Annotated in this window: 20 protein-coding genes; 17 read left to right on the forward strand and 3 right to left on the reverse strand. The window is 71.6% G+C overall.

What is annotated here, in order from left to right:
• Positions 1-27: 27 nt before the first annotated feature.
• The gene (locus ACZ49J_RS30455; protein WP_467453871.1) at positions 28-1,830 is read right to left on the reverse strand and encodes a glycoside hydrolase family 15 protein; all 1,803 of its coding nucleotides are present in this window, start codon (positions 1,828-1,830) and stop codon (positions 28-30) included.
• Between the two features lie 528 nt (positions 1,831-2,358).
• Between ACZ49J_RS30455 and ACZ49J_RS30460 the strand changes: the two genes are divergently transcribed.
• From ACZ49J_RS30460 to ACZ49J_RS30515, 12 genes are all read left to right on the forward strand, one after another.
• Complete coding sequence (locus ACZ49J_RS30460) at positions 2,359-4,017, forward strand: CTP synthase (RefSeq protein ID WP_467453870.1); 1,659 nt, start codon at positions 2,359-2,361, stop codon at positions 4,015-4,017.
• A gap of 94 nt (positions 4,018-4,111) precedes the next feature.
• Positions 4,112-4,738, forward strand: coding sequence for an NUDIX domain-containing protein (locus ACZ49J_RS30465; RefSeq protein ID WP_467453868.1), 627 nt, complete (start codon positions 4,112-4,114; stop codon positions 4,736-4,738).
• Positions 4,739-5,013: 275 nt separating this feature from the next.
• Positions 5,014-7,188: a tetratricopeptide repeat protein gene (locus ACZ49J_RS30470; protein ID WP_467453867.1), complete on the forward strand. Its 2,175-nt coding sequence runs from the start codon at positions 5,014-5,016 to the stop codon at positions 7,186-7,188.
• Between the two features lie 162 nt (positions 7,189-7,350).
• Positions 7,351-8,475: an alanine dehydrogenase gene (gene ald, locus ACZ49J_RS30475; RefSeq protein WP_467453866.1), complete on the forward strand. Its 1,125-nt coding sequence runs from the start codon at positions 7,351-7,353 to the stop codon at positions 8,473-8,475.
• 431 nt (positions 8,476-8,906) lie between these two features.
• Positions 8,907-10,034 carry a ParA family protein gene (locus ACZ49J_RS30480; RefSeq protein WP_366833415.1) on the forward strand — a complete coding sequence of 376 codons (1,128 nt, stop codon included), beginning with the start codon at positions 8,907-8,909 and terminating at the stop codon, positions 10,032-10,034.
• Complete coding sequence (locus tag ACZ49J_RS30485; protein ID WP_467453865.1) at positions 10,019-10,669, forward strand: hypothetical protein; 651 nt, start codon at positions 10,019-10,021, stop codon at positions 10,667-10,669. Before ACZ49J_RS30480 ends, ACZ49J_RS30485 begins: the two co-directional genes overlap by 16 nt.
• A gap of 352 nt (positions 10,670-11,021) precedes the next feature.
• A complete protein-coding gene (locus ACZ49J_RS30490) occupies positions 11,022-12,119 on the forward strand; it encodes a segregation and condensation protein A (protein WP_467453864.1) in 1,098 nt (365 codons plus the stop codon).
• On the forward strand, positions 12,116-12,790 hold the full coding sequence (gene scpB, locus ACZ49J_RS30495) for an SMC-Scp complex subunit ScpB (protein ID WP_467453862.1): 675 nt from the start codon (positions 12,116-12,118) through the stop codon (positions 12,788-12,790). The genes ACZ49J_RS30490 and scpB overlap by 4 nt, the downstream gene beginning before the upstream one ends.
• Positions 12,790-13,896 (forward strand): pseudouridine synthase, encoded by a 1,107-nt coding sequence (locus tag ACZ49J_RS30500; protein ID WP_467453861.1) that lies wholly within the window; start codon positions 12,790-12,792, stop codon positions 13,894-13,896. The genes scpB and ACZ49J_RS30500 overlap by 1 nt, the downstream gene beginning before the upstream one ends.
• Positions 13,897-14,116: 220 nt before the next feature.
• Positions 14,117-14,872 (forward strand): NUDIX hydrolase, encoded by a 756-nt coding sequence (locus tag ACZ49J_RS30505; RefSeq protein WP_467453860.1) that lies wholly within the window; start codon positions 14,117-14,119, stop codon positions 14,870-14,872.
• Positions 14,872-15,894, forward strand: coding sequence for an ADP-ribosylglycohydrolase family protein (locus tag ACZ49J_RS30510; RefSeq protein ID WP_467453859.1), 1,023 nt, complete (start codon positions 14,872-14,874; stop codon positions 15,892-15,894). The genes ACZ49J_RS30505 and ACZ49J_RS30510 overlap by 1 nt, the downstream gene beginning before the upstream one ends.
• A 3-nt stretch (positions 15,895-15,897) precedes the next feature.
• Positions 15,898-16,665 carry a nucleotidyltransferase domain-containing protein gene (locus tag ACZ49J_RS30515; RefSeq protein ID WP_467453858.1) on the forward strand — a complete coding sequence of 256 codons (768 nt, stop codon included), beginning with the start codon at positions 15,898-15,900 and terminating at the stop codon, positions 16,663-16,665.
• On the opposite strand, the gene ACZ49J_RS30520 is transcribed toward ACZ49J_RS30515, so the two are convergent.
• Positions 16,582-17,334: a nucleotidyltransferase domain-containing protein gene (locus ACZ49J_RS30520; RefSeq protein ID WP_467453857.1), complete on the reverse strand. Its 753-nt coding sequence runs from the start codon at positions 17,332-17,334 to the stop codon at positions 16,582-16,584. The two genes, ACZ49J_RS30515 and ACZ49J_RS30520, sit on opposite strands and share 84 nt — an antisense overlap.
• Positions 17,335-17,504: 170 nt before the next feature.
• Between ACZ49J_RS30520 and aroH the strand changes: the two genes are divergently transcribed.
• The 5 genes from aroH to der all read left to right on the forward strand — a co-directional run bounded on the left by aroH (position 17,505) and on the right by der (position 22,273).
• Positions 17,505-17,867: a chorismate mutase gene (aroH, locus tag ACZ49J_RS30525; RefSeq protein WP_467453856.1), complete on the forward strand. Its 363-nt coding sequence runs from the start codon at positions 17,505-17,507 to the stop codon at positions 17,865-17,867.
• Positions 17,864-18,949 carry a prephenate dehydrogenase gene (locus tag ACZ49J_RS30530; protein ID WP_467453855.1) on the forward strand — a complete coding sequence of 362 codons (1,086 nt, stop codon included), beginning with the start codon at positions 17,864-17,866 and terminating at the stop codon, positions 18,947-18,949. Before aroH ends, ACZ49J_RS30530 begins: the two co-directional genes overlap by 4 nt.
• 452 nt (positions 18,950-19,401) lie before the next feature.
• Entirely contained in the window at positions 19,402-20,079 is a 678-nt protein-coding gene (gene cmk / locus ACZ49J_RS30535) for a (d)CMP kinase (protein WP_467453853.1), read from the forward strand.
• Between the two features lie 56 nt (positions 20,080-20,135).
• The gene (locus ACZ49J_RS30540; RefSeq protein WP_467453894.1) at positions 20,136-20,723 is read left to right on the forward strand and encodes a lysophospholipid acyltransferase family protein; all 588 of its coding nucleotides are present in this window, start codon (positions 20,136-20,138) and stop codon (positions 20,721-20,723) included.
• Positions 20,724-20,797: 74 nt separating this feature from the next.
• Positions 20,798-22,273, forward strand: a complete 1,476-nt coding sequence (gene der / locus ACZ49J_RS30545; protein ID WP_467453852.1) for a ribosome biogenesis GTPase Der — start codon at positions 20,798-20,800, stop codon at positions 22,271-22,273.
• 92 nt (positions 22,274-22,365) lie between these two features.
• Here der and ACZ49J_RS30550 read toward each other — a convergent pair whose 3' ends face one another.
• Complete coding sequence (locus ACZ49J_RS30550; RefSeq protein ID WP_467453851.1) at positions 22,366-22,791, reverse strand: hypothetical protein; 426 nt, start codon at positions 22,789-22,791, stop codon at positions 22,366-22,368.
• Positions 22,792-22,875 lie beyond the last annotated feature (84 nt).

Consider the following 22,875-nt stretch of genomic DNA (forward strand, 5'->3'; position numbering starts at 1 on the left):
CCCGTCCGGCGGGCGGGCGCGCGGGGATCAGCCTCCGTACGCGCCGGAAGCCGTCAGCCGCAGTGCCGTGTCGATCAGCGGGACGTGGCTGAAGGCCTGCGGGAAGTTGCCGACCTGGCGCTTCAGGCGCGGGTCCCACTCCTCGGCGAGCAGGCCCAGGTCGTTGCGCAGGGACAGCAGCTTCTCGAAGAGCTTGCGGGCCTCGTCGACGCGGCCGATCATCGCCAGGTCGTCCGCCATCCAGAACGAGCAGGCCAGGAAGGCGCCCTCGTCGCCCGGCAGACCGTCCACGCCCTCGTCCTCGCCCGAGGTCGGGTAGCGCAGGATGAACCCGTCCGCGGTCGACAGCTCGCGCTGGATGGCCTCGATGGTGCCGATCACGCGCTTGTCGTCCGGCGGCAGGAAGCCCACCTGCGGGATCAGCAGCAGCGAGGCGTCCAGCTCCTTCGAGCCGTACGACTGCGTGAAGGTGTTGCGCTCCTTGTCGTAGCCGCGCTCGCACACGTCCCGGTGGATGTCGTCGCGCAGCTCGCGCCACTTCTCCAGCGGGCCGTCCGCGTCGCCGGACTCGATGAGCTTGATCGTGCGGTCCACCGCGACCCAGGCCATGACCTTCGAGTGCACGAAGTGGCGGCGCGGGCCGCGCACCTCCCAGATGCCCTCGTCCGGCTCGTCCCAGTGGTCCTCCAGGTAGCGGATCAGCTTGAGCTGGAGCAGGGCCGCGTAGTCGTTGCGGGCCAGACCCGTCATGTGGGCCAGGTGCAGGGCCTCGGTGACCTCGCCGTACACGTCCAGCTGGAGCTGGTGCGCCGCGCCGTTGCCCACCCGGACCGGCGCCGAGTCCTCGTACCCGGGCAGCCAGTCCAGCTCGGCCTCGCCCAGCTCCCGCTCGCCCGCGATCCCGTACATGATCTGCAGGTTCTCCGGATCGCCCGCCACGGCCCGCAGCAGCCACTCGCGCCAGGCGCGGGCCTCCTCGCGGTAGCCGGTGCGCAGCAGCGACGACAGGGTGATCGCCGCGTCACGCAGCCAGGTGTAGCGGTAGTCCCAGTTGCGGACGCCGCCGATGTGCTCAGGGAGCGAGGTGGTGGGGGCCGCCACGATGCCGCCCGTGGGGGCGTACGTCAGGGCCTTCAGGGTGATGAGGGAGCGGATCACGGCCTCGCGGTACGGGCCGTGGTACGTGCAGTGCTCGACCCACTCGCGCCAGAACTCCTCCGTCGCCTCCAGCGACTGCTCCGGCTCCGGCAGCCCCGGCGGCTCCTTGTGAGAAGGCTGCCAGGAAATGGTGAAGGCGATCTTCTCGCCCGGCGCCACCGTGAAGTCGGCGTACGTCGTCAGCGACTTTCCGTACGTCTCGGCCGATGTGTCGAACCACACGCTGTCCGGTCCGGCGACCGCCACCGTCCGGCCCTCGTGCTTGTGCACCCACGGCACGACACGGCCGTAACTGAAACGCATCCGCAGAGCCGAGCGCATCGGCACCCGGCCGCTGACGCCCTCGACGATCCGGATCAGCTGCGGGGCGCCGTCACGCGGCGGCATGAAATCGGTCACTCGGACCGTGCCGCGCGGGGTGTCCCACTCGGATTCCAGCACCAGCGAGTCGCCCCGGTACGCGCGCCGGGACGCCGTCGGAGGCTCGGCGTCGACCGCGTGGGCCGGGCCGAGGCGCCAGAAACCGTGCTCCTCGTTGCCGAGCAGCCCCGCGAAGACGGCATGGGAGTCGAAACGGGGCAGGCACAGCCAGTCCACCGTGCCGTCCCGGCAGACCAGCGCGGCTGTCTGCATGTCTCCGATGAGTGCGTAGTCTTCGATGCGCCCGGCCAATGCAACTCCAGTCGAACGGCCACGTCGCCCCCCGAGGGGCGGTCGCTGTGCGGTCATGGGACCCATAGGACCAGTGTCAAACGAGATCCCAGGGTTCTGTTAAAGCGTCGTCGTACAACGATGCTCAACGGAATGAAGGCGTTCGTTGCTCAACGAACTGACGAGCTCTTGTTGTTCCGGGGAGACGGGCGGGGGTGTGCCGTTCGCCGGCCGGGCTCGGCAGCGAGTGTCCGAAGAGGATACGACGCTGCCCCGCCCTCCGCGTGCCGCTCCCGGCAACGCGGGTGACCCGAACGAGTGAGCAACGGGTGACCTACCGTGACGCCGGGGCGCCTCCGTGGTGGTCCGTGCGCGGAGCGTGGCCGGAAGCCATCCCCTGCGGTCGCTGATACGCTGGTAGCCCGTGGACCGGTGGGCGCCCCGGACAGAACAAGGGTCCCCCGAACCGCAGCGACGGCACCCCGGAAGTCTCCGGGCCGACAGCCGCCCCGCACTCCATACCGCGACCACGGGAGCCCCCTCTTGGCCATGCCGCCCAAATCTTCGACGACCAAGCACATCTTCGTCACCGGGGGTGTCGCGTCCTCGCTCGGCAAGGGACTGACGGCCTCCAGCCTCGGCATGCTGCTCAAGGCGCGCGGCCTGCGCGTGGTCATGCAGAAGCTGGACCCGTACCTGAACGTCGACCCGGGCACCATGAACCCGTTCCAGCACGGTGAGGTGTTCGTCACCAACGACGGTGCCGAGACCGACCTCGACATCGGCCACTACGAGCGCTTCCTCGACCGAGACCTGGACGGCTCCGCCAACGTCACCACCGGTCAGGTCTACTCGACGGTCATCGCCAAGGAGCGGCGCGGCGAGTACCTGGGCGACACCGTGCAGGTCATCCCGCACATCACCAACGAGATCAAGCACCGCATCCGGCGCATGGCCACCGCCGAGGTGGACGTGGTGATCACCGAGGTCGGCGGCACGGTCGGCGACATCGAGTCGCTGCCGTTCCTGGAGACCGTCCGCCAGGTCCGTCACGAGGTCGGCCGCGACAACGTCTTTGTGGTGCATATCTCGCTCCTGCCGTACATCGGCCCCTCGGGGGAGCTGAAGACGAAGCCGACCCAGCACTCGGTTGCGGCTCTGCGGAACATCGGTATCCAGCCGGACGCGATCGTGCTGCGCTGCGACCGCGAGGTGCCCACCGCGATCAAGCGCAAGATCTCGCTGATGTGCGACGTCGACGAGGCCGCCGTGGTCGCCTGCCCCGACGCCCGCTCGATCTACGACATCCCGAAGACCGTGCACGGCGAGGGCCTCGACGCCTACGTCGTCCGCAAGTTGGACCTGCCCTTCCGCGACGTGGACTGGACGACCTGGGACGACCTGCTCGACCGCGTCCACAACCCGCAGCACGAGATCAACCTGGCGCTCGTCGGCAAGTACATCGACCTGCCCGACGCCTACCTGTCCGTCACCGAGGCCCTGCGCGCGGGCGGCTTCGCCAACAAGGCCCGCGTGAAGATCAAGTGGGTCACCTCGGACGACTGCAAGACCCCGGCCGGGGCGGCCGAGCAGCTCGGAGACGTGGACGCCATCTGCATCCCCGGCGGCTTCGGCGACCGCGGCGTGTCCGGCAAGGTCGGCGCCATCCAGTACGCCCGCGAGAACGGGATCCCGCTGCTCGGTCTCTGCCTCGGCCTGCAGTGCATCGTGATCGAGGCCGCCAGGAACCTGGCCGGCATCCCGGACGCCAACTCCACCGAGTTCGACTCCGCCACCGCCCACCCGGTCATCTCCACCATGGCCGAGCAGCTCGACATCGTCGCCGGTGACGGCGACATGGGCGGGACGATGCGGCTGGGCATGTACCCGGCGAAGCTGACCGAGGGCTCGATCGTGCGCGAGGTCTACGGCGGCAAGGAGTACGTCGAGGAGCGGCACCGCCACCGCTACGAGGTGAACAACTCCTACCGCGCCGAGCTGGAGAAGAAGGCCGGCCTGCTGTTCTCGGGCACCTCGCCGGACGGCAAGCTCGTCGAGTACGTGGAGTACCCGCGGGACGTCCACCCCTACCTGGTCGCCACCCAGGCGCACCCCGAGCTGCGCTCGCGCCCGACGAGGCCTCACCCGCTGTTCACCGGGCTCGTCAAGGCTGCCGTGGAGCGCAAGACGGGTCAGACGGGTCAGTAAGAGCGGGCGGCACGAGCGCTGTACCGTGACCGGGGTGCCCGTCCCGCAGGACAGGCACCCCGGCTTCTTCGCATGTGTGGGAGGACAAGTCGACATGACCATCAAGGACACCGCCGAGGAGTGGGAGATCCGGGCGAGCGACACGCCTTTCGTCGGCAACAAGACCTCCGTGCGCACCGACGACGTGGTCATGCCCGACGGGTCGGTCGTCCGCCGCGACTACCAGGTCCATCCCGGCTCCGTCGCCGTGCTCGCCCTCGACGACCAGGACCGGGTCCTGGTCATCCGGCAGTACCGCCACCCCGTGCGCCAGAAGCTGTGGGAGATCCCCGCCGGGCTCCTCGACGTCCCCGGCGAGAACCCGCTGCACGCCGCCCAGCGCGAGCTGTACGAGGAGGCACACGTCAAGGCGGAGGACTGGCGCGTCCTCACCGACGTCTACACCACGCCCGGCGGCTGCGACGAGGCCGTGCGGATCTTCCTCGCCCGCGACCTCTCCGAGGCCGACGGCCGGCGCTTCGAGGTCGAGGACGAGGAGGCCGACATGGAGCTGTCCCGGGTGCCCGTCGACGAGCTCGTACGGGGCGTCCTGGCCGGCGAGCTGCACAACAACTGCCTGGTCGTGGGCGTTCTTTCGCTGGTCGCGGCGCGGACCGGGGACGGGCTGGAGGCGCTGCGGCCGGCCGAGGCGCCTTGGCCCGCCCGGCCGTTCGAGGCGTAGCGCTCCGCGGGTTCGGCGGTTCTTCGGCTTTCGGCCCGTCCGTGGCTGGTCGCGACCACGCGGCGGAGCCGCATATCGATGCAGCCCCGCGCCCCTTACGCGCGCTCGCCTCACGCCCGCTTGACACCGCTCGTCCTACGATCGCCTGATCCGATCGGGGGACCCCTCCGTCGTGCTCGGCCGGGGACGTCGCAGAGCGTGAACTAGGCTCTGCAGCACGCCCGCGCCGGAGTCCCGGCGGGCCTTGCGTGTGCAGTGGGACGGGAGCGTGACCCGTGACGGATCAGGCGGTCGACACGGAGAGCACCGAGGTGTCCGGAACCGAGCGGCCCTCGGCCGAGGAACCCGCGGAGGTCCCCGAGGGCACTCCCGAGGCCATTTCCACGGTCCGTCAGTTCCTGGGCCGGGAGCGGGAGTTGAAGGAGCTGCGCGCCGACATCGAGCGCGCCGGTCTCGACACGCTCTCCGGCCGGAAGGCGCCCCGCGCGCGCGTGCTCCTCATCGCGGGCCGCCCCGGCTACGGCCGTACCGCGCTCGCCGGGGAACTCGCACGGCAGGTCGCCGAGCGTTACCCCGACGGCGTGCTCCGCGCACGGCTCACGGAGCCCGACGGCACCCGCGTCCCGACCGAGCGCACCGCCCGCGAGCTGCTCTCCGCGCTCGACCTGCCCACCCCTCCCGGGGCCGCCGAGGACGACCTCAGCGCGGCGCTGCGCGACGCCCTCGCCGACCGGCGGATGCTGCTCCTGCTGGACGACGCGGCCGACGCCGAGCAGGTCGACGCGCTGCTCCCGGACACCCCCGAGTGCCTGGTCGTCGCGGTCTCCCAAGGGCCGCTGACCGGCATCTCCGACGTCCGCCCGTGCACCCTGGGCGGTCTCGACACCAAGTCCGCGGTGGAACTGCTGAGCCGCTTCACCGGCTCCGTGCGCATCACCGTGGACCCGCGCGCCGCCGAGGAACTGGTCCTGGAGTGCTCCGGCCAGCCCGCCGCGCTGATGCTCGCCGGCGGCTGGCTCGCCGCCCGCCCCAGGGCCGCCGTCGCCGACCTGGCCAGGCACCTGAACACCGAGGGTGACGAGGGCACGCCGCTGGCCCGTGTCTTCCGGCTCGCCTACGGCTCCCTGCTCACCCCCGCCGCCCGGATACTGCGACTGCTCTCGCTCGCCCCGGCGGGCCTCGTCGACCCGCACACCGCGTCCGCGCTGGCCGGCTGCTCGGTCGGCGCCGCCCGTACCACGCTGGACGACTTCGTGGCGCACGGCTTCCTCCACGCGGTCGACTCGCCCCTGCCGCAGTACGAGGTGCCGGGCTGTCTGCAGCCCCTGCTGAGCGCCCTCGCCGAGGCCCATGACCGCCCGGCCGAGCTCCAGCTCGCGCGGGCCCGGATGCTGGAGCGGACCGTGCGTCTCCTGCAGTCCTGTCGCACCATCACCGAGACCGACAGCACCCAGGCCCGCGAGAAGCTCCAGGAGATGCCCCGCGCCCTGCGCTTCCCCACGCCCCGGGCCGCCGAGGACTGGCTGCGGGTCCGTCGGCCCGCGCTGCTGGCCGCGGCCCGGCTCGCGGTCGCCGACGGGGAGCTGGACACCCTCGCCCGGCGCCTGATGTCCCAGCTGGTGCGCACGATGGTCGCCCACTTCGGCACCCACGCCGCAGCCCCCGACCTGTACGGCATCCACCGGCTCGTCCTCGACGTCGCCGAGCGGCGGAATCTGCCCAGGGAGAAGGCCGCCGCCCTGCTGAACCTCGCCGACCTGGACGCCCGTACCGGCCGTACAAGTGCGGCGCTCGCCCGGTACCGGGCCGCGCTGGACGCCGGACGCGAGGCGGGCGACCCGTATGCGACCGGCCGCGCGATGGAATCCGTGGGAGGCGCCCACCAGGAGCTCGGGGACTACGAGCGAGCAGCCGACTGGTACGGCAGGGCGCTCGCCCAGCGGCTCGCCCGCGACGAGCGCGCCGACGCCGCCCGGCTCTACGGCCGTATCGCGGGCACGCACACCCGCGCGGGCCGCTACGACGAGGCGCTGCGCAACTGGCGGTCGGCACTGACCGGCTACCGCAAGGCCGGCGACCTGGGCGGCCAGGCGAGGGCGATGAGCGAGATGGGACGCGTCCACGAGTACGCGGGGCGGTTCGAGGAGTCGCTGGCCGTCTGCCAGGAGGCACTGGAATGGGCGCGCCACGCGGAGGACGCGCGGTTGCAGGCCGCGCTGCACGTCCGGCTCGCCGACACGCTGGAGCGGCTCGGGGACCCGGCGGCGGCACGGCTGCACCGCGCGGCGGCCGAACGCATGCTGGGAGACGAACTCGACGAGCTCCAGGAACTCCACGCAACCCACGCAACCCGCGCGATCCACGAGGACGATTCGGGCGCCGCCGACGAGACTCAGGCGGAACAAGGGGCTAACGCCTACGAAATCCGCAGCGGATCGGCTGAAGATTAATGCTTTGAAAGGCTAGACAGCGGGGAAGCCTTCATTAGACTGGGTCCGCCGCCGGTTCTCCGCGGTGTATCCCGGTGCGCTCCGGTGTGTACGGGTATGTCGTCATTGCCCGAGCACGCGTCGCTGTGCGCGCGTGCGCCCCAACCCTCCAAGTCAAGGACCGTGATCGACGTGAAGGTCGGCATCCCCCGCGAGGTCAAGAACAACGAGTTCCGGGTGGCCATCACCCCCGCCGGCGTGCACGAACTGGTGCGCCACGGCCACCAGGTCGTCGTCGAGCGGAACGCCGGAGTCGGCTCGTCGATCACCGACGCCGAGTACGTCGCCGCCGGCGCCGAGATCCTTCCGACCGCCGACGAGGTGTGGGCCGCCGCGGACCTGCTGCTCAAGGTGAAGGAGCCCGTCGCCGAGGAGTACCACCGCCTCCGCAAGGACCAGACGCTCTTCACCTACCTGCACCTGGCGGCCTCCAAGGAATGCACGGACGCGCTGCTGGAGTCGGGGACGACCGCGATCGCGTACGAGACCGTCGAGCTGCCCAGCCGCGCGCTGCCGCTGCTCGCCCCCATGTCCGAGGTCGCGGGCCGCCTCGCCCCGCAGGTCGGCGCCTACCACCTGATGCGCGCGGGCGGCGGACGCGGCGTGCTGCCCGGAGGTGTCCCCGGAGTACCGGCCGGCCGGGCCGTCGTCATCGGGGGCGGCGTGTCGGGGTGGAACGCCGCGCAGATCGCCATCGGCATGGGCTTCCACGTGACCCTGCTCGACAAGGACATCAACAAGCTCAGGGAGGCCGACAGGATCTTCGGCACGAAGATCCAGACCGTCGTCTCCAACGCCTTCGAGCTGGAGAAGGCCTGCCTGGAGGCCGACCTCGTCATCGGCGCGGTCCTCATCCCGGGCGCCAAGGCCCCCAAGCTGGTCACCAACGAGCTCGTCTCGCGGATGAAGCCGGGAAGTGTCCTTGTCGACATCGCGATCGACCAGGGCGGCTGCTTCGAGGACTCGCGTCCCACCACCCACGCCGAGCCGGCCTTCAGGGTCCACGAGTCGGTCTTCTACTGCGTCGCGAACATGCCCGGCGCGGTGCCCAACACCTCCACCTACGCGCTCACCAACGCCACGCTGCCGTACATCGTTGAGCTCGCCGACCGCGGCTGGGTCGAGGCGCTGCGCCGTGATCCCGCGCTGGCCAAGGGGCTCAACACCCATGACGGCAAGGTCGTTTACCGCGAGGTCGCGCAGGCGCACGGCCTGGAGCACGTCGAGCTGGAGTCGCTGCTCGGCTAGGCCCCGCGCCTGTCCCCGCGGCGGCCGCAGCTGCCGCGAGTCGACTTGCCGACGGTAAAAGGCGATACGTCAACACAGGTCGTCAACAGCGCACTTCTGGCCGGACCTTGCTCGATGAGGTCCGGCCGGAGGTGTGTATGTTCACGTCGCGAGACGGGGTCAACTCGTCTCGAACGTAACCCTTCAACCGATTCGCGCAACGGTGAAACCTGCCGTGCGACGGCCGTACGCCCTTGACAGCGGGATGTTTCATTGCCGACACATCGGGCCGGGTCCGGCGGATTGTGTTGCTGCGGACCGCCGACACGCCATAGAGTCGCCAACCGTCGGCATGGTGCCACGCTGACCTATCTAGAAGTTTCCTGGTCACCAAGGAGGTAAGACGACTTGTGAATGAGTCGACATTTACTCCCGGGGGTGGTCAACCAGGAATGCCGGCGCAGGGCCAGCGGCCCGCGGGGCTTCAGGCTGTCGGCTCCGTAGCTGTGCGCACCTTCGCAGCCCACCAGAGTCCGCAGGGGACTCAGACAGCACCCATGAGCATGGATGGCCATCACGTGAACGCCATGGCCGGCGACGGAAGTGGCGAGATCCGCAACCACTTCGCCGACTACGACGAACTGCCCGAGGGGCACTTCTACGACCCCGACGCCGAGTACGAGCCCGATCCGGAGTACGCGGCCACGCTCGCGCCCGACGCGGCCCGACAGCGCCGTGAGCGCATCGGCCCGACGGGACGCCCGCTGCCGTACTTCCCGATCCCGGGCCCGCTGACCGACCACGGCCCCGCGAAGATCATCGCGATGTGCAACCAGAAGGGCGGCGTCGGCAAGACGACGTCGACCATCAACCTGGGCGCCGCGCTCGCGGAGTACGGACGGCGCGTCCTGCTGGTCGACTTCGACCCGCAGGGGGCGCTCTCCGTCGGCCTGGGTGTGAACCCGATGGAGCTCGACCTGACCGTCTACAACCTGCTCATGGAGCGGGGCATGGCGGCCGACGAGGTCCTCCTGAAGACCGCGGTCCCCAACATGGACCTGCTGCCGAGCAACATCGACCTGTCGGCGGCCGAGGTCCAGCTGGTGAGCGAGGTCGCGCGCGAGTCGACGCTGCAGCGCGCCCTCAAGCCGCTCATGGCCGACTACGACTACATCGTGATCGACTGTCAGCCCTCGCTGGGTCTGCTCACGGTGAACGCGTTGACGGCCGCCCACAAGGTGATCGTGCCGCTGGAATGCGAGTTCTTCGCCCTCCGTGGTGTGGCGCTGCTGACCGAGACCATCGAGAAGGTCCAGGAGCGGCTCAACCCGGAGCTGGAGCTCGACGGGATCCTCGCCACGATGTACGACTCGCGCACCGTGCACAGCCGTGAGGTGCTGGCGCGTGTCGTCGAGGCGTTCGACGACCACGTCTACCACACGGTCATCGGGCGCACGGTCCGCTTCCCGGAGACCACGGTCGCCGGTGAGCCGATCACCACGTACGCCTCCAACTCCGTCGGTGCCGCCGCCTACCGCCAGCTCGCCAGGGAGGTGCTCGCCCGGTGTCACGCCGAGTGAGTCTGCCGGGGGCCGACGAACTGTTCCGTACGACAGGGGGGATGGCGCTCCAGGCGTCCACTCCCCGGCGCCAGGCCAACGGCGAGGCCAGGGTGCCGGCGCCGGCGGGGGAGAGCGATCCCGCCGCCGCGGAGGACGCGCCCGCGTCCGTGCCCGCGCAGGGCGGTGACGGCGAGGGCGCCGAGCACGTGGCCGCGGACGCCGAGGCGGCCGACGCGGGGGAGTCCCGTAGCCGGGCGGCGGCCGCGGAGGCGGACAAGGGCACCGGGCAGGTCCCGGGACCCGCGCGTTCGGCGCGCCGGCAGTCCCCGCAGTCCGCGGCCGCGCAGCAGGCGCAGCCCGGACAGTCGGCGCAGTCCGCGCAGGAAGGTTCTGCCGCGGCCGCGCCCCGCCGCCGGGGACGGGCTGCCGGGCGGCGGCCCAGCGGGCGTGAGCGGCACGACGAGAAGATCACCGTGTACGTGTCCGCCGAGGAGCTCATGGACCTCGAGCACGCCCGGCTGGTGCTGCGCGGGGAGCACGGGCTGGCGGTCGACCGGGGGCGGATCGTCCGGGAGGCCGTGGCCGTGGTGCTGGCCGACCTCGAGTCCCGCGGGGACGCGAGCATCCTTGTGCGCCGTTTGCGCGGGCGGTAGTCAGCGGGCGGTGGGCGGAGCGCGGCCATCACAGGGCCGTCGGCCGGTTGTCGGCTTTGTGGTCGGTACGCGGTAGCCTGCGACGGCTATGACCTCGTCCCCTGCGTCAGCCTCCGGCGGTTCGGCCGGTCGTCGGCGTGCGCTGGGCCGAGGGCCCGGGGCCGGCCCCCCGCCCCCTTCCTCGCCTCCGGCGCGGAGCGAGCCGCCTGCGGCGGACAACGAGTCCCTGGCCGAGGACGGTTCCTCGCCGGGCCCCCGCGGGCACAACGGCGGCGGAGACGGCCGGGCGCCGCACCCCTCCGGAACCGAGCGGCCCCAGCCGAGCCCGGAGGCCGGAGAAGTCGGCACCCACGTGGAACCCGGCGGCGAGACACCCGCCGAGGCGAAGCTCCCGCGAGCCCAGGACTCCCGGTCCGGCGTCCCCGGGCCCGGCCCTGCCTCCGCAGCCGAGGCGGCAGCCCCGGAAGCCCGGCCCCAGACCGCCGCCCCCGTCCCGGAAGCCCCGGAAGCCCGGCCCCAGGCCGCCGCCCCCGTCCCGGAAGCCCGCCCCGGACCGGCCGCCGAGGACACCGGCGAACCCGGTCGAGCCGGTGGACCCGGTGGACCCGGTGGACCCGGCGAGACCGACCGGCCCGACGACGGTGTCTTCACGGTGCGGCTGGCCAACTTCGAAGGGCCCTTCGACCTTCTGCTCCAGTTGATCTCGAAGCACAAGATGGATGTCACCGAGGTGGCGCTGTCGAAGGTGACCGACGAGTTCATGGCGCACATCCGGGCCATGGGGCCCGACTGGGACCTGGACCAGACGACCGAGTTCCTCGTGGTGGCCGCCACGCTCCTCGATCTCAAGGCCGCGCGGCTGCTGCCGTCCGCGGAGGTGGAGGACGAGGCCGATCTCGCGTTGCTGGAGGCGCGGGACCTGCTGTTCGCGCGGCTGTTGCAGTACCGCGCGTACAAACAGATCGCCGACATCTTCAGCGGCCGTCTCGACGACGAGGCCCGGCGCTATCCCCGTACCGTCGGACTCGAACCGCACCATGCCGAGCTGTTGCCCGAGGTCGTGATCAGCATCGGCGCGGAAGGGTTCGCGAAGCTCGCCGTGAAGGCGATGCAGCCGAGGCCGAAGCCGCAGGTGTACGTCGACCACATCCACGCACCCCTGGTGAGCGTCCAGGAGCAGGCGGGGATCGTCGTGGCGCGGCTCAGGGAGCTCGGGGAGGCGACCTTCCGTGTGCTCGTCGAGGACACGGATGACACGCTGACCGTCGTGGCGCGCTTCCTGGCGCTGCTGGAGCTGTACCGCGAGAAGGCCGTGGCGCTGGAGCAGGAGGCCGCCCTCGGGGAGCTGCTCGTACGGTGGACCGGCGGGGAGGGGGATGACCGGCCCCTGGTCACCGACGAGTTCGACCGGCCGCCCGAGCCGCCCAAGGAGGAGGAGAAGAAGGCGTGAGTGAGGAGACCATGGAGGGGCCCGCGGGGCTGCTGTCCGTCGCCGATCTCGAGCTCAAGCCCGCTCTGGAGGCCGTCCTCATGGTCGTGGACGAGCCCGCCACCGAGGAGCACCTGGCGAAGATCGTCGAGCGGCCCCGGCGCCAGATCGCGAAGGCGTTGCGGGAGCTGGCGGACGAGTACACCGAGCAGGGGCGGGGGTTCGAGCTGCGGTTCGTCGCCGGGGGGTGGCGGTTCTACACGCGGGGCGAGTACGCGCCCGCCGTCGAGCGGTTCGTGCTCGACGGGCAGCAGGCGCGGCTCACGCAGGCCGCCCTGGAGACGCTGGCCGTGGTCGCGTACCGGCAGCCGGTCAGCCGTTCCCGGGTGTCGGCCGTGCGCGGCGTGAACTGCGACGGGGTCATGCGCACCCTCCTGCAGCGCGGGCTGATCGAGGAGGCGGGCACGGAACCCGAGACAGGTGCGATCCTGTACAGGACGACGAACTACTTCCTGGAGCGGATGGGCCTGCGCGGTCTGGACGAGCTCCCGGAGCTCGCGCCCTTCCTCCCGGAGGCGGAGGCGATCGAGGCCGAGACCCAGGAAGCCGTGCCGTCGTTCGATCCGGACGCCCCGGACGCGGACGACGGGCCCACGACGACCATGACGAACACGACGACGACGGAACTTTGATGCGAAGCAGCGGTAGCGGTAAGAGCGGTGGGCGCGGTAACTACCGCGGTGCCGGCAACAACAGGGACCAGAAGCAGGGGCAGGGCCAGGGTCAGGGCCGCCCCCGCAAGCCCCGCCCCGAGGAGCGCCGCTACGACGTCGGCCCCGGCGCCACCCAGGACGGCCCGAAGTCGGGGCGTGGCGGTTCCGCCCGCGGCGGCGCCAAGGGCGGGCCCAGGAAGCCCCAGCAGGGGCAGGGACAGGGTCAGAAGCAGAGCGGTGGGCGTGGCCGTACGGCCCCCGCGCGCTCCCGCGAGTACGAGGCGCGTGCCGAGGAGCGCAACCGCGAGCGGTACGCGGGCAAGAAGGACATCAAGCTCCCGAAGACCTTCCCGGGTGCCGAGCAGGAGGGCGAGCGGCTGCAGAAGGTGCTCGCACGGGCCGGATACGGTTCGCGGCGTGCCTGCGAGGAGCTGATCGAGCAGGCCCGGGTGGAGGTCAACGGCGAGATCGTTCTGGAGCAGGGGGTGCGGGTCGACCCCGAGAAGGACGAGATCAAGGTCGACGGGCTCACCGTGGCCACGCAGTCGTACCAGTTCTTCTCGCTGAACAAGCCCGTCGGCGTCGTCTCGTCGATGGAGGACCCGGAGGGGCGGCAGTGCCTCGGTGACTACGTCACCAACCGCGAGACCCGGCTCTTCCACGTCGGCCGTCTCGACGCCGAGACCGAGGGCGTCATCCTGCTCACCAACCACGGAGAGCTGGCCAACCGGCTGACCCACCCCCGGTACGGCGTGAAGAAGACGTACCTGGCGCACATCGTCGGCCCGATCCCCCGGGACCTCGGCAAGCGCCTGAAGGACGGCATCCAGCTGGAGGACGGGTACGCGCGCGCGGACCACTTCCGGGTCGTCGAGCAGACCGGCAAGAACTACCTCGTGGAGGTCACCCTGCACGAGGGCCGCAAGCACATCGTGCGCCGCATGCTCGCCGAGGCCGGCTTCCCGGTCGACAAGCTCGTACGCACCGCCTTCGGGCCGATCACCCTCGGCGACCAGAAGTCGGGGTGGCTGCGACGGCTGTCCAACACCGAGGTCGGCATGCTGATGCGCGAGGTCGACCTGTAGGTCCGCCCGCACCCTCTCGCAGGCCCTTCGAAGCGGCCGGTCCGGAGCGTTCCGGGCCGGCCGCTTCGTCGTGTCCCGTTTCCCGCCCCGCTGTTCTTTGCCCGGCCGTCGAGTTTCTTTGCCGCCGACGGGTTGTCGGCACCCTCCGGCATCTTTATAGTCGTAGTGACTATTGGTCATGGTGACCATAAAGAGGACCGTCACGAGGGGTAGGTGGATCATGACCGCGTCCGTCGGCCACGCGTCGAACGGCAACAGGCCCGAGGGCTACGACAAGCACGCCCACGAACCCTTCGCCGTCACGGTCGACCTGGCCGTCCTCACCGTCCGGGACGGCTCGCTCCAGGTGCTGCTCGTCGAGCGCGGGCAGGAGCCGTACGCGGGCCACTGGGCGCTGCCGGGAGGGTTCGTGCTGCCGCACGAGTCCGCGGAGACCGCCGCCCGCCGCGAACTGGCCGAGGAGACCGGCCTGAAGGACGTCTCCGAACTCCACCTGGAGCAGCTGCGGACGTACAGCGAACCGGACCGGGACCCGAGGATGCGGGTCGTCACCGTCGCCTTCGCCGCGCTGCTGCCACACCCTCCCGAACCGCACGGCGGCGGCGACGCGGCACAGGCCCGGTGGCTGCCGTACGACACGGCAGGGCCGCTCGCCTTCGACCACGACCGGATCCTCGCCGACGCCCACGAACGCGTCGGCGCCAAGCTCGAGTACAGCTGTCTCGCCACCGCCTTCTGCCCGCCCGAGTTCACGCTCGGCGAGTTGCAGCAGGTCTACGAGACCGTATGGGGAACCGCCCTCGACCGGCCCAACTTCCGGCGCAAGGTGCTGGCAACGCCGGGCTTCGTCGAGCCGGTCCCCGGTGCCGCGCGCCTCACCGGAGGCCGCGGCAAACCCGCCGCGCTCTACCGGGCGGGCAAGGCCACCACCCTGCACCCGCCTCTCATGCGACCCACGCCCGAAGGACGGCCCTGATGACCATGACCCTGCTCGACAAGCGCGCCGCCACCGGATCCCTGCTCGGCCTGGCCCTCGGCGACGCGCTCGGCTTCCCGACCGAGTTCAACGACGTCCCGTCGATCCTCGCCAAGTGCGGGGACTGGCGGCGGATGGAGCTCCCGAAACCCGCCTTCGTCACGGACGACACCCAGATGACGCTCGCGCTGGGTCGGGCGCTGCGCTCGGCCATGGACCGCGGGGCGCTCAGCCCCCAGGCCCTGGAGCGGGCCGCCCGCGCCGAGTACGTCGCCTGGTCCCGCTCACCGGAGAACAACCGCGCGCCCGGCCGCACCTGCATGGTCGCCTGCGACCTGCTGGCGGAGGAACGCCGCCCCTGGCAGGACGCCAGCCAGATCCACTCCAAGGGCTGCGGGGCCAACATGCGGGTGGCGCCGCTCGGGCTCATCCCCCGCCTGAGCGACGAACAGCGCGCGGGCGCCGCCCAGCTGCAGGCCGCCCTCACCCACGGGCACCCCACGGCACTCGCCGCCGCCGACCTCACCGCACACGCGGTACGGCTCCTCGCGCAGGGCGCCGAACCGCTCGGTCTGGTCGGCCAGTTGAGGTCGTACGCGTACGAGAACCGAGCCCACTACCACGCGCGCTGGCTCGGCGACCTCTGGCGCTACAGCCAGGACGCATCGCCGGAGGAGTTCATCTCCCGCGGCTGGGACGAGTGCCTGGACGCCCTCGACCGCCTCCAGCAGGCCCTGCGCCACCCGTCGCCCGAGACCGACCCCTGCCTGGCCACGGGCGAGGGCTGGGTCGCCGAGGAGGCGCTCGCCACCGGCCTGCTGTGCTTCCTGCTCTTCGTCGACGAACCCGTCACGGCCCTGCGCCGCGCCGCCTGCACCTCGGGCGACTCCGACTCCATCGCCTGCCTCGCCGGCGCCTTCGCGGGCGCGTACCTCGGCCCGGCGGCGTGGCCGACGGAATGGGCCGACCGCATCGAGTACCAGGGCGACCTCGTGTCCCTGGGGGCCCTCTGGGACGCTTGACGGGTGACTGTGCCCCTCGCGACTCCCGACATCGACCTCGCGCCCGTGGTCGCCGAACAGCCCTACCCCCTGCTGTTCGCGACCGTCTCCGGAGCGCACCTGTACGGCTTCCCCTCGCGCGACTCGGACGTCGACCTCAGGGGCGTCCACCTGCTGCCGGCGGCCCAACTCGTCGGGCTGCGCGAGCCGGAGGAGACCCGGTCGAGGATGTGGGAGCGGGACGGGGTCGAGATGGACCTCGTCACGCACGACCTGCGCAAGTTCGCCCGGCTGATGCTGCGCCGCAACGGCTACGTGCTGGAGCAGCTGCTCTCCCCGCTGGTCGTGCACACCACCGACGCCCACCGTGAGCTGGCGGCCCTGGCCCCCGGCGTCCTCACGCGCCACCACGCCCACCACTACCGGGGCTTCGGGGCAACCCAGTGGCGGCTCTTCCAGAAGACCGGTGAACTCAAGCCGCTGCTCTACACGTTCCGCGTGCTGCTCACCGGGATCCACCTGATGCGCAGCGCCGAACTCCAGGCCCATCTGCCCACGCTCGTCCAGGAGGTGGAGGCGCCCGCGTACCTGCCGGACCTCGTCGCCGCCAAGGCCGAGCAGGAGCACGGGGCCGCCGACGTCGACCGGGCGCGCGTGGAGAGTGACGTGGAGCGGCTGCACCGTGCGCTGGAGGAGGCCCAGGCCCTGTCAGTGCTGCCGGAGGCCCCCGCCGCGTACGACGCCCTGCACGACTTCGTCGTACGGGCCCGGCTGACGGGCGCCGAGGGCTGACGCGCGGCGGGTCCGTACGAGGAAGTCCTCCACGCGGGCCACGTCCGGCTCGGGCGGCAGCAGGGAGCGGGCCGCCGCCTCGTCCGCCTCCGCCGCCAGCCGGGTCATCCGGGACTCCACCTCGGCCCAGGGCACCTCGCCCCGCCTGACCGCGAGGAGCGGCTCACGCGCATCGCCCACGTCGACGTTCAGTTCGCCCGTGCGCAGGACGTCACGGCAGCTCCTCAGGAGCCGCAGCAGGTGCATCGCGTGCTTCCAGCGCGGGGCGCCGTGGTTGCGTACGTCGGCCTCGAGCTTCCTGCGCTGGCCGAGCGCGTAGCGCGCGAACGTCTCATGGACCCTGCGGGACAGGAACGCGTCGCGCAGGGACAGCAGTTCGCGGCCCGTGTCGTCGACGTACTCCACCAGCGGGGAGTGCAGGCACTCCAGGATGTTCGGGTTGGCGCGCAGCGCGAGGGAGCAGAAGCGCTCCAGCTCCCAGCTGAACTGCTCCTCGGCCGGGCCCTCCACGTGCGTGGGCGGCTTCTCGAAGCGCCAGAACAGGGCGGTGGGGGCGAGGAAGACGCCCCTGCGGTCGGTGTCGCTGCCGTCCATGGCCAGGCCAAAGGCGCGCGAGCCCATGACACAGGCGTAGATCGTGTGGTCGCGGACCAGGGCCTCGGGCTGCATGCCCGGGAGCGTACGGGGTGGAGCACGCTCGGCGAACCGAGTTTCCCGTCACCGTGATCCGCTCGGCGGGCAGCGGCCGTCTCGGCAGGCGGGCGCCGCGCACCGGTGCCTGCCGGGCTGACTACGCTGGTGTGACGAGTCGTGTACGTACATCAGCGAGGAGCACAGCCGTGCCGGTACGAGCGGTCCGGGGCGCCGTCCAACTGGAGCGGGACGAGGCCGGGCACATGGACGAGCAGGTCGGCGAGCTGCTCACCGCCATCCTGAAGCGAAACGGGCTCACCGCGGACGACCTGATCAGCATCTGGTTCACGGCGACCCCCGACCTGCACAGCGACTTCCCGGCGGCCGCCGCCCGCAGGCTCGGCATCGTCGACGTACCGCTGATCTGCGCGCAGGAGCTGGACGTGGAGGGCGCCATGCCCCGGGTCGTACGGGTCCTCGCGCACATCGAGTCCGACCTGCCGCGCGCGGAGGTCTCGCACGTCTATCTCGGTGCCGCGGCCGCACTCCGCAAGGACATCGCCCAGTGAGAACCGCACTCGTCATCGGCACCGGGCTGATCGGCACCTCGGCGGCCCTGGCGCTCGCCCAGCGCGGGGTGACCGTCCACCTCAGCGACCGCGATCCGGAGCAGGCCCGCACGGCCGCCGCGCTCGGCGCGGGCACCGACGAGGCGCCCGACGGGCCGGTCGACCTCGCGATCGTGGCCGCGCCGCCCGCGCACGTCGCCGCGATCCTGGCCGACGCCATGCGGCGCGGACTCGCACGCGGCTACCTCGACGTGGCCTCCGTCAAGGGCGGCCCGCGCCGCGAGCTGGAGGCCCTCGGCCTCGACCTCGGCGCGTACATCGGTACGCACCCCATGTCCGGCCGCGAGAAGTCGGGCCCCCTGGCGGCCACCGGCGACCTCTTCGAGGGCCGTCCCTGGGTGCTCACGCCCACCCGGGACACCGACACCGAGGTCCTGAACCTCGCCCTGGAGCTGGTGTCGCACTGCCGTGCCGTGCCGGTCGTCATGGACGCCGACGCCCACGACCGCGCGGTCGCCCTGGTCTCCCACATGCCGCAGCTGGTGTCGAGCATGGTCGCCGCGCGCCTGGAGCACGCCGAGGAGTCCGCGGTACGGCTCTCCGGCGGGGGCATGCGTGACGTGACCCGCATCGCGGCCTCCGACCCCCGCATGTGGATCGACATCCTCTCCGCGAACCCCGGCCCGGTGGCCGACCTGCTCGCGGAGTTCGCCGCCGACCTCGACGAGACGGTCCGCGCCCTGCGGGCCCTGCAGTCCTCCGACGAGGCCAAGCGCCGCGAGGGCACCACCGGAATCGAGGACGTCCTGCGCCGCGGCAACGCCGGCCAGGTCAGGGTCCCCGGCAAACACGGGACCGCTCCGCGCGCCTACGAGGTCGTGGCGGTACTGATCGACGACCAGCCGGGCCAGCTGGCCCGCATCTTCGCCGACGCGGGCATGGCCGGGGTCAACATCGAGGACGTGCGCATCGAGCACGCGACCGGCCAGCAGGTCGGCCTGGTGCAGCTGATGGTGGAGCCGAGGGCGGTGCCGGTCCTGGTGGCGGCGTTGCGGGAGCGGGGCTGGGCGGTTCGGCAGTAGTCCGGGAGCGGGTGTGGTGGCGCCGGATGTCCTGGTGCCGCACCGGGTGTGCCGGGTGCCGGGTGCCTGGGTGCCTGGGTGTCGGTGGTCGGGTGCCTGGGTGTCGGTGGTCGGAGGCCGCCGCAGCCGTCCCGAAGCCCGGGAGGCGCCCTGGCGCCGAGTGGTGCGAGGGTGGCGTCGGGGGTTGGTCGTGCGCATCGAGCACGCGACCGGCCGGCAGGTCGGCCTGGTGCAGCTGATGGTGGAGCCGAGGGCGGTGCCGGTCCTGGTGGCGGCGTTGCGGGAGCGGGGCTGGGCGGTCCGGCAGTAGGACCGTGGGCGGGGCCGGGGCTCCGGCGGCCGGGCCGGGGGCGCCCCGGGTACGGCCAGATGGGCTACGCGCACCCAGTACCCTTGTCCGGGGCGTCTTCCGCCCCACACCACCACCCCGGACCAGGAAAGGTGCCCCCACAGTGGAACGCGCCGCAGTGATTGTCGCCATCGACGGCCCCTCCGGCACGGGCAAGTCGAGCACCTCGAAGGCCGTCGCCGCGCAGCTCGGGCTGAGCTACCTGGACACCGGCGCCCAGTACCGGGCGATCACCTGGTGGATGGTGAACAACGGGATCGACATCGACGACCCCTCGGCGATCGCCGCCGTGGCCGGGAAGCCGGAGATCGTCTCCGGGACCGACCCGTCCGCGCCGGGCATCGCCGTGGACGGCACGGACGTCGCCGGTCCGATCCGCACGCAGGAGGTCACCTCCAAGGTCAGCGCGGTCAGCGCGGTGCCCGAGGTGCGCGCCCGGATCACCGAGCTGCAGCGCTCGATCGCGGCCGGCGCGGAGCACGGCATCGTCGTCGAGGGCCGCGACATCGGCACCACCGTGCTGCCGGACGCCGACCTGAAGATCTTCCTCACCGCCTCCCCGGAGGCCCGCGCCGCCCGCCGCAACGGTGAGCTCAAGGGCGCCGACGTGAACGCCACCCGCGAGGCCCTGCTCAAGCGCGACGCCGCCGACTCCAGCCGCAAGGCCTCACCGCTCGCGAAGGCGGACGACGCCGTCGAGGTGGACACCTCCGACCTCACCCTCCAGCAGGTCATCGAGTGCGTCGTCACCCTCGTCGAGGAGAAGCGGGCCGGAAAGTGACCGACGCACCTTCTGAGCGCGGAGCGGAGGTCGGCCGCCGGATCGGCGTCGGCCTGATGTACGGGCTGTGGAAGCCGCGCGTCCTCGGCGCCTGGAAGGTGCCCGCGAGCGGCCCGGCGATCCTGGCCGTGAACCACTCCCACAACATCGACGGCCCCATGGTCATGGGCGTCGCGCCCCGGCCCACGCACTTCCTGATCAAGAAGGAGGCGTTCGTCGGCCCCCTCGACCCCTTCCTGCTCGGCATCGGCCAGCTGAAGGTGGACCGGTCGACCGCCGACCGCACGGCCATCACCCAGGCCCTCGGCGTCCTGGACAGCGGCGGTGTCCTCGGCATCTTCCCCGAGGGCACCCGCGGCGAGGGCGACTTCGCCTCCCTGCGCGCAGGACTCGCGTACTTCGCGGTCCGCAGCGGGGCGCCGATCGTGCCGGTCGCGGTGCTGGGAAGTTCCGAGAAGCACGGGCGGTTGATAAAGAAACTGCCTCCGCTGCGCAGCCGCATCGACGTCGTCTTCGGCGACCCGTTCCAGGCGGGCGACAGCAGCGGGCGGCGTACGCGCAAGGCGCTCGACGAGGCGACCGAGCGCATCCAGAAGCAGCTCTCCGCGCATCTGGAAAACGCGAGGCGGCTCACCGGCCGCTGAACCACACTTGAGTAGTGGATCACCCGAAACCCGGGCGTTCCACCGATCACCACGATGAACGAGGTACCGACTTCATGAACGACCACATCCCCTCCGACAGCTCGGGCGAGCACGAGCACGGAGAGCTTGGCGACGCCGAGTACGCGGAGTTCATGGAGCTCGCCGCGGAAGAGGGCTTCGACCTCGAGGACGTCGAGGGCGCCATCGGGGCGGCCGGGCACGGCCCGCTGCCCGTCCTCGCCGTCGTCGGCCGCCCGAACGTCGGCAAGTCGACGCTCGTGAACCGCATCATCGGCCGCCGCGAGGCCGTCGTCGAGGACAAGCCGGGCGTCACCCGCGACCGCGTCACGTACGAGGCCGAGTGGTCGGGCCGCCGCTTCAAGGTCGTCGACACCGGCGGCTGGGAGCAGGACGTCATGGGCATCGACGCCTCCGTCGCCGCCCAGGCCGAGTTCGCGATCGAGGCGGCCGACGCGGTCGTGTTCGTCGTCGACGCCAAGGTGGGGGCCACGGACACCGACGAGGCCGTCGTACGACTGCTCCGCAAGTCCGGCAAGCCCGTCGTGCTGTGCGCCAACAAGGTCGACGGCCCGAGCGGCGAGGCCGACGCGGCGTACCTGTGGTCCCTCGGCCTCGGCGAGCCGCACCCCGTGTCCGCGCTGCACGGCCGCGGCACCGGCGACATGCTGGACGCCGTCCTGGAGGCACTGCCCGAGGCACCCGCGCAGACGCTCGGCGGCACCGGGATCGGCGGCCCGCGCCGTATCGCCCTCATCGGCCGTCCCAACGTCGGCAAGTCCTCACTGCTGAACAAGGTGGCGGGCGAGGAGCGCGTCGTCGTCAACGAGTTGGCGGGCACCACCCGCGACCCGGTCGACGAGATCATCGAACTCGGCGGCGTCACCTGGAAGTTCGTCGACACGGCGGGCATCCGCAAGCGCGTCCACCTCCAGCAGGGCGCCGACTACTACGCCTCGTTGCGCACGGCGGCCGCCGTGGAGAAGGCCGAGGTCGCGGTGATTCTCATCGACGCCTCCGAGTCCATCTCGGTGCAGGACCAGCGCATCGTGACGATGGCCGTGGAAGCGGGTCGCGCGATGGTCATCGCCTACAACAAGTGGGACACCCTCGACGAGGAGCGCCGCTACTACCTGGAGCGGGAGATCGAGACCGAGTTCGGCCAGGTGGCGTGGGCGCCCCGGGTGAACGTCTCGGCGCGTACCGGGCGGCACATGGAGAAGCTGGTCCCGGCGATCGAGACCGCGCTGGCCGGCTGGGAGACCCGGGTCCCGACGGGCCGCCTCAACGCCTTCCTGGGCGAGCTGGTCGCGGCCCACCCGCACCCCATCCGGGGCGGCAAGCAGCCGCGCATCCTCTTCGGCACGCAGGCGGGCACCAAGCCGCCGCGGTTCGTGCTGTTCGCCTCGGGGTTCATCGAGGCCGGCTACCGGAGGTTCATCGAGCGGCGGCTGCGCGAGGAGTTCGGCTTCGAGGGCACGCCGATCCATATCTCGGTGCGGGTGCGGGAGAAGCGCGGCAAGAAGAAGTGACGTGAGGTGACGTAACGGCGAAGGCGAGGAGGGCGGTTCTTTCAAGGGCCCCGGATCTCCGGGGCCCTTGAAAGAACCGCCCTCCTCGTGCGTCAGTGCCCTCGGCGTGGGCCCGGCGGCAGCGCGGCCGGGATGTGGTGCATGCCGGTGTGGCCGGTGGGCATGCGTCCGACCGGCTGCCACACCGACGGCACCGTGGCCGCGGAGCCCTGTTGCGTCTCCTGCCGGGTGCCCTGCTGGGGAGCGAAGTGGCCGGTCGCGTGCGAGGCGCCGTGGCGGCCGGTGTACGTGCCCGACTGGTACGCACCGTACGAGCCGGTGCTGTGCGGGGAGTTGGCGAAGAAGGCCTGGAAACCCAGCTCCTCCTCGCCGTGACGGTCGCCGGGCAGTGCCCGGTACGACTTGACCCACTCCGCGTAGAGCGCGTCATAGATCGGCGTGGCCGAGGGATCCTGGGCCGGCCGCAAGGACGGACTCGACTGGTAGGCGTGGCGGCGGGGAACGTCATATGCGTGCACGTCTGTGCCAACGACCCCGCCGCCCATGGGATGCGGCCGATACGGCCGAAAGAGGCGCGGGGCAACCCCCCGTCAGGGGCGCGA

This window comes from Streptomyces sp. NPDC030840 (assembly GCF_055572015.1).

What these genes read in the sequence shown, in the direction of transcription:
- ACZ49J_RS30505 (WP_467453860.1), top strand. Translation starts at nt 14,117, where the DNA reads ATGACCGCGTCCGTCGGCCACGCGTCGAACGGCAACAGGCCCGAGGGC.
- ACZ49J_RS30500 (WP_467453861.1), top strand. Translation starts at nt 12,790, where the DNA reads ATGCGAAGCAGCGGTAGCGGTAAGAGCGGTGGGCGCGGTAACTACCGC.
- ACZ49J_RS30540 (WP_467453894.1), top strand. Translation starts at nt 20,136, where the DNA reads ATGTACGGGCTGTGGAAGCCGCGCGTCCTCGGCGCCTGGAAGGTGCCC.
- ACZ49J_RS30520 (WP_467453857.1), bottom strand. Translation starts at nt 17,334, where the DNA reads ATGCAGCCCGAGGCCCTGGTCCGCGACCACACGATCTACGCCTGTGTC.
- ACZ49J_RS30465 (WP_467453868.1), top strand. Translation starts at nt 4,112, where the DNA reads ATGACCATCAAGGACACCGCCGAGGAGTGGGAGATCCGGGCGAGCGAC.
- ACZ49J_RS30480 (WP_366833415.1), top strand. Translation starts at nt 8,907, where the DNA reads ATGCCGGCGCAGGGCCAGCGGCCCGCGGGGCTTCAGGCTGTCGGCTCC.
- der (WP_467453852.1), top strand. Translation starts at nt 20,798, where the DNA reads ATGAACGACCACATCCCCTCCGACAGCTCGGGCGAGCACGAGCACGGA.
- ACZ49J_RS30460 (WP_467453870.1), top strand. Translation starts at nt 2,359, where the DNA reads ATGCCGCCCAAATCTTCGACGACCAAGCACATCTTCGTCACCGGGGGT.
- ACZ49J_RS30510 (WP_467453859.1), top strand. Translation starts at nt 14,872, where the DNA reads ATGACCATGACCCTGCTCGACAAGCGCGCCGCCACCGGATCCCTGCTC.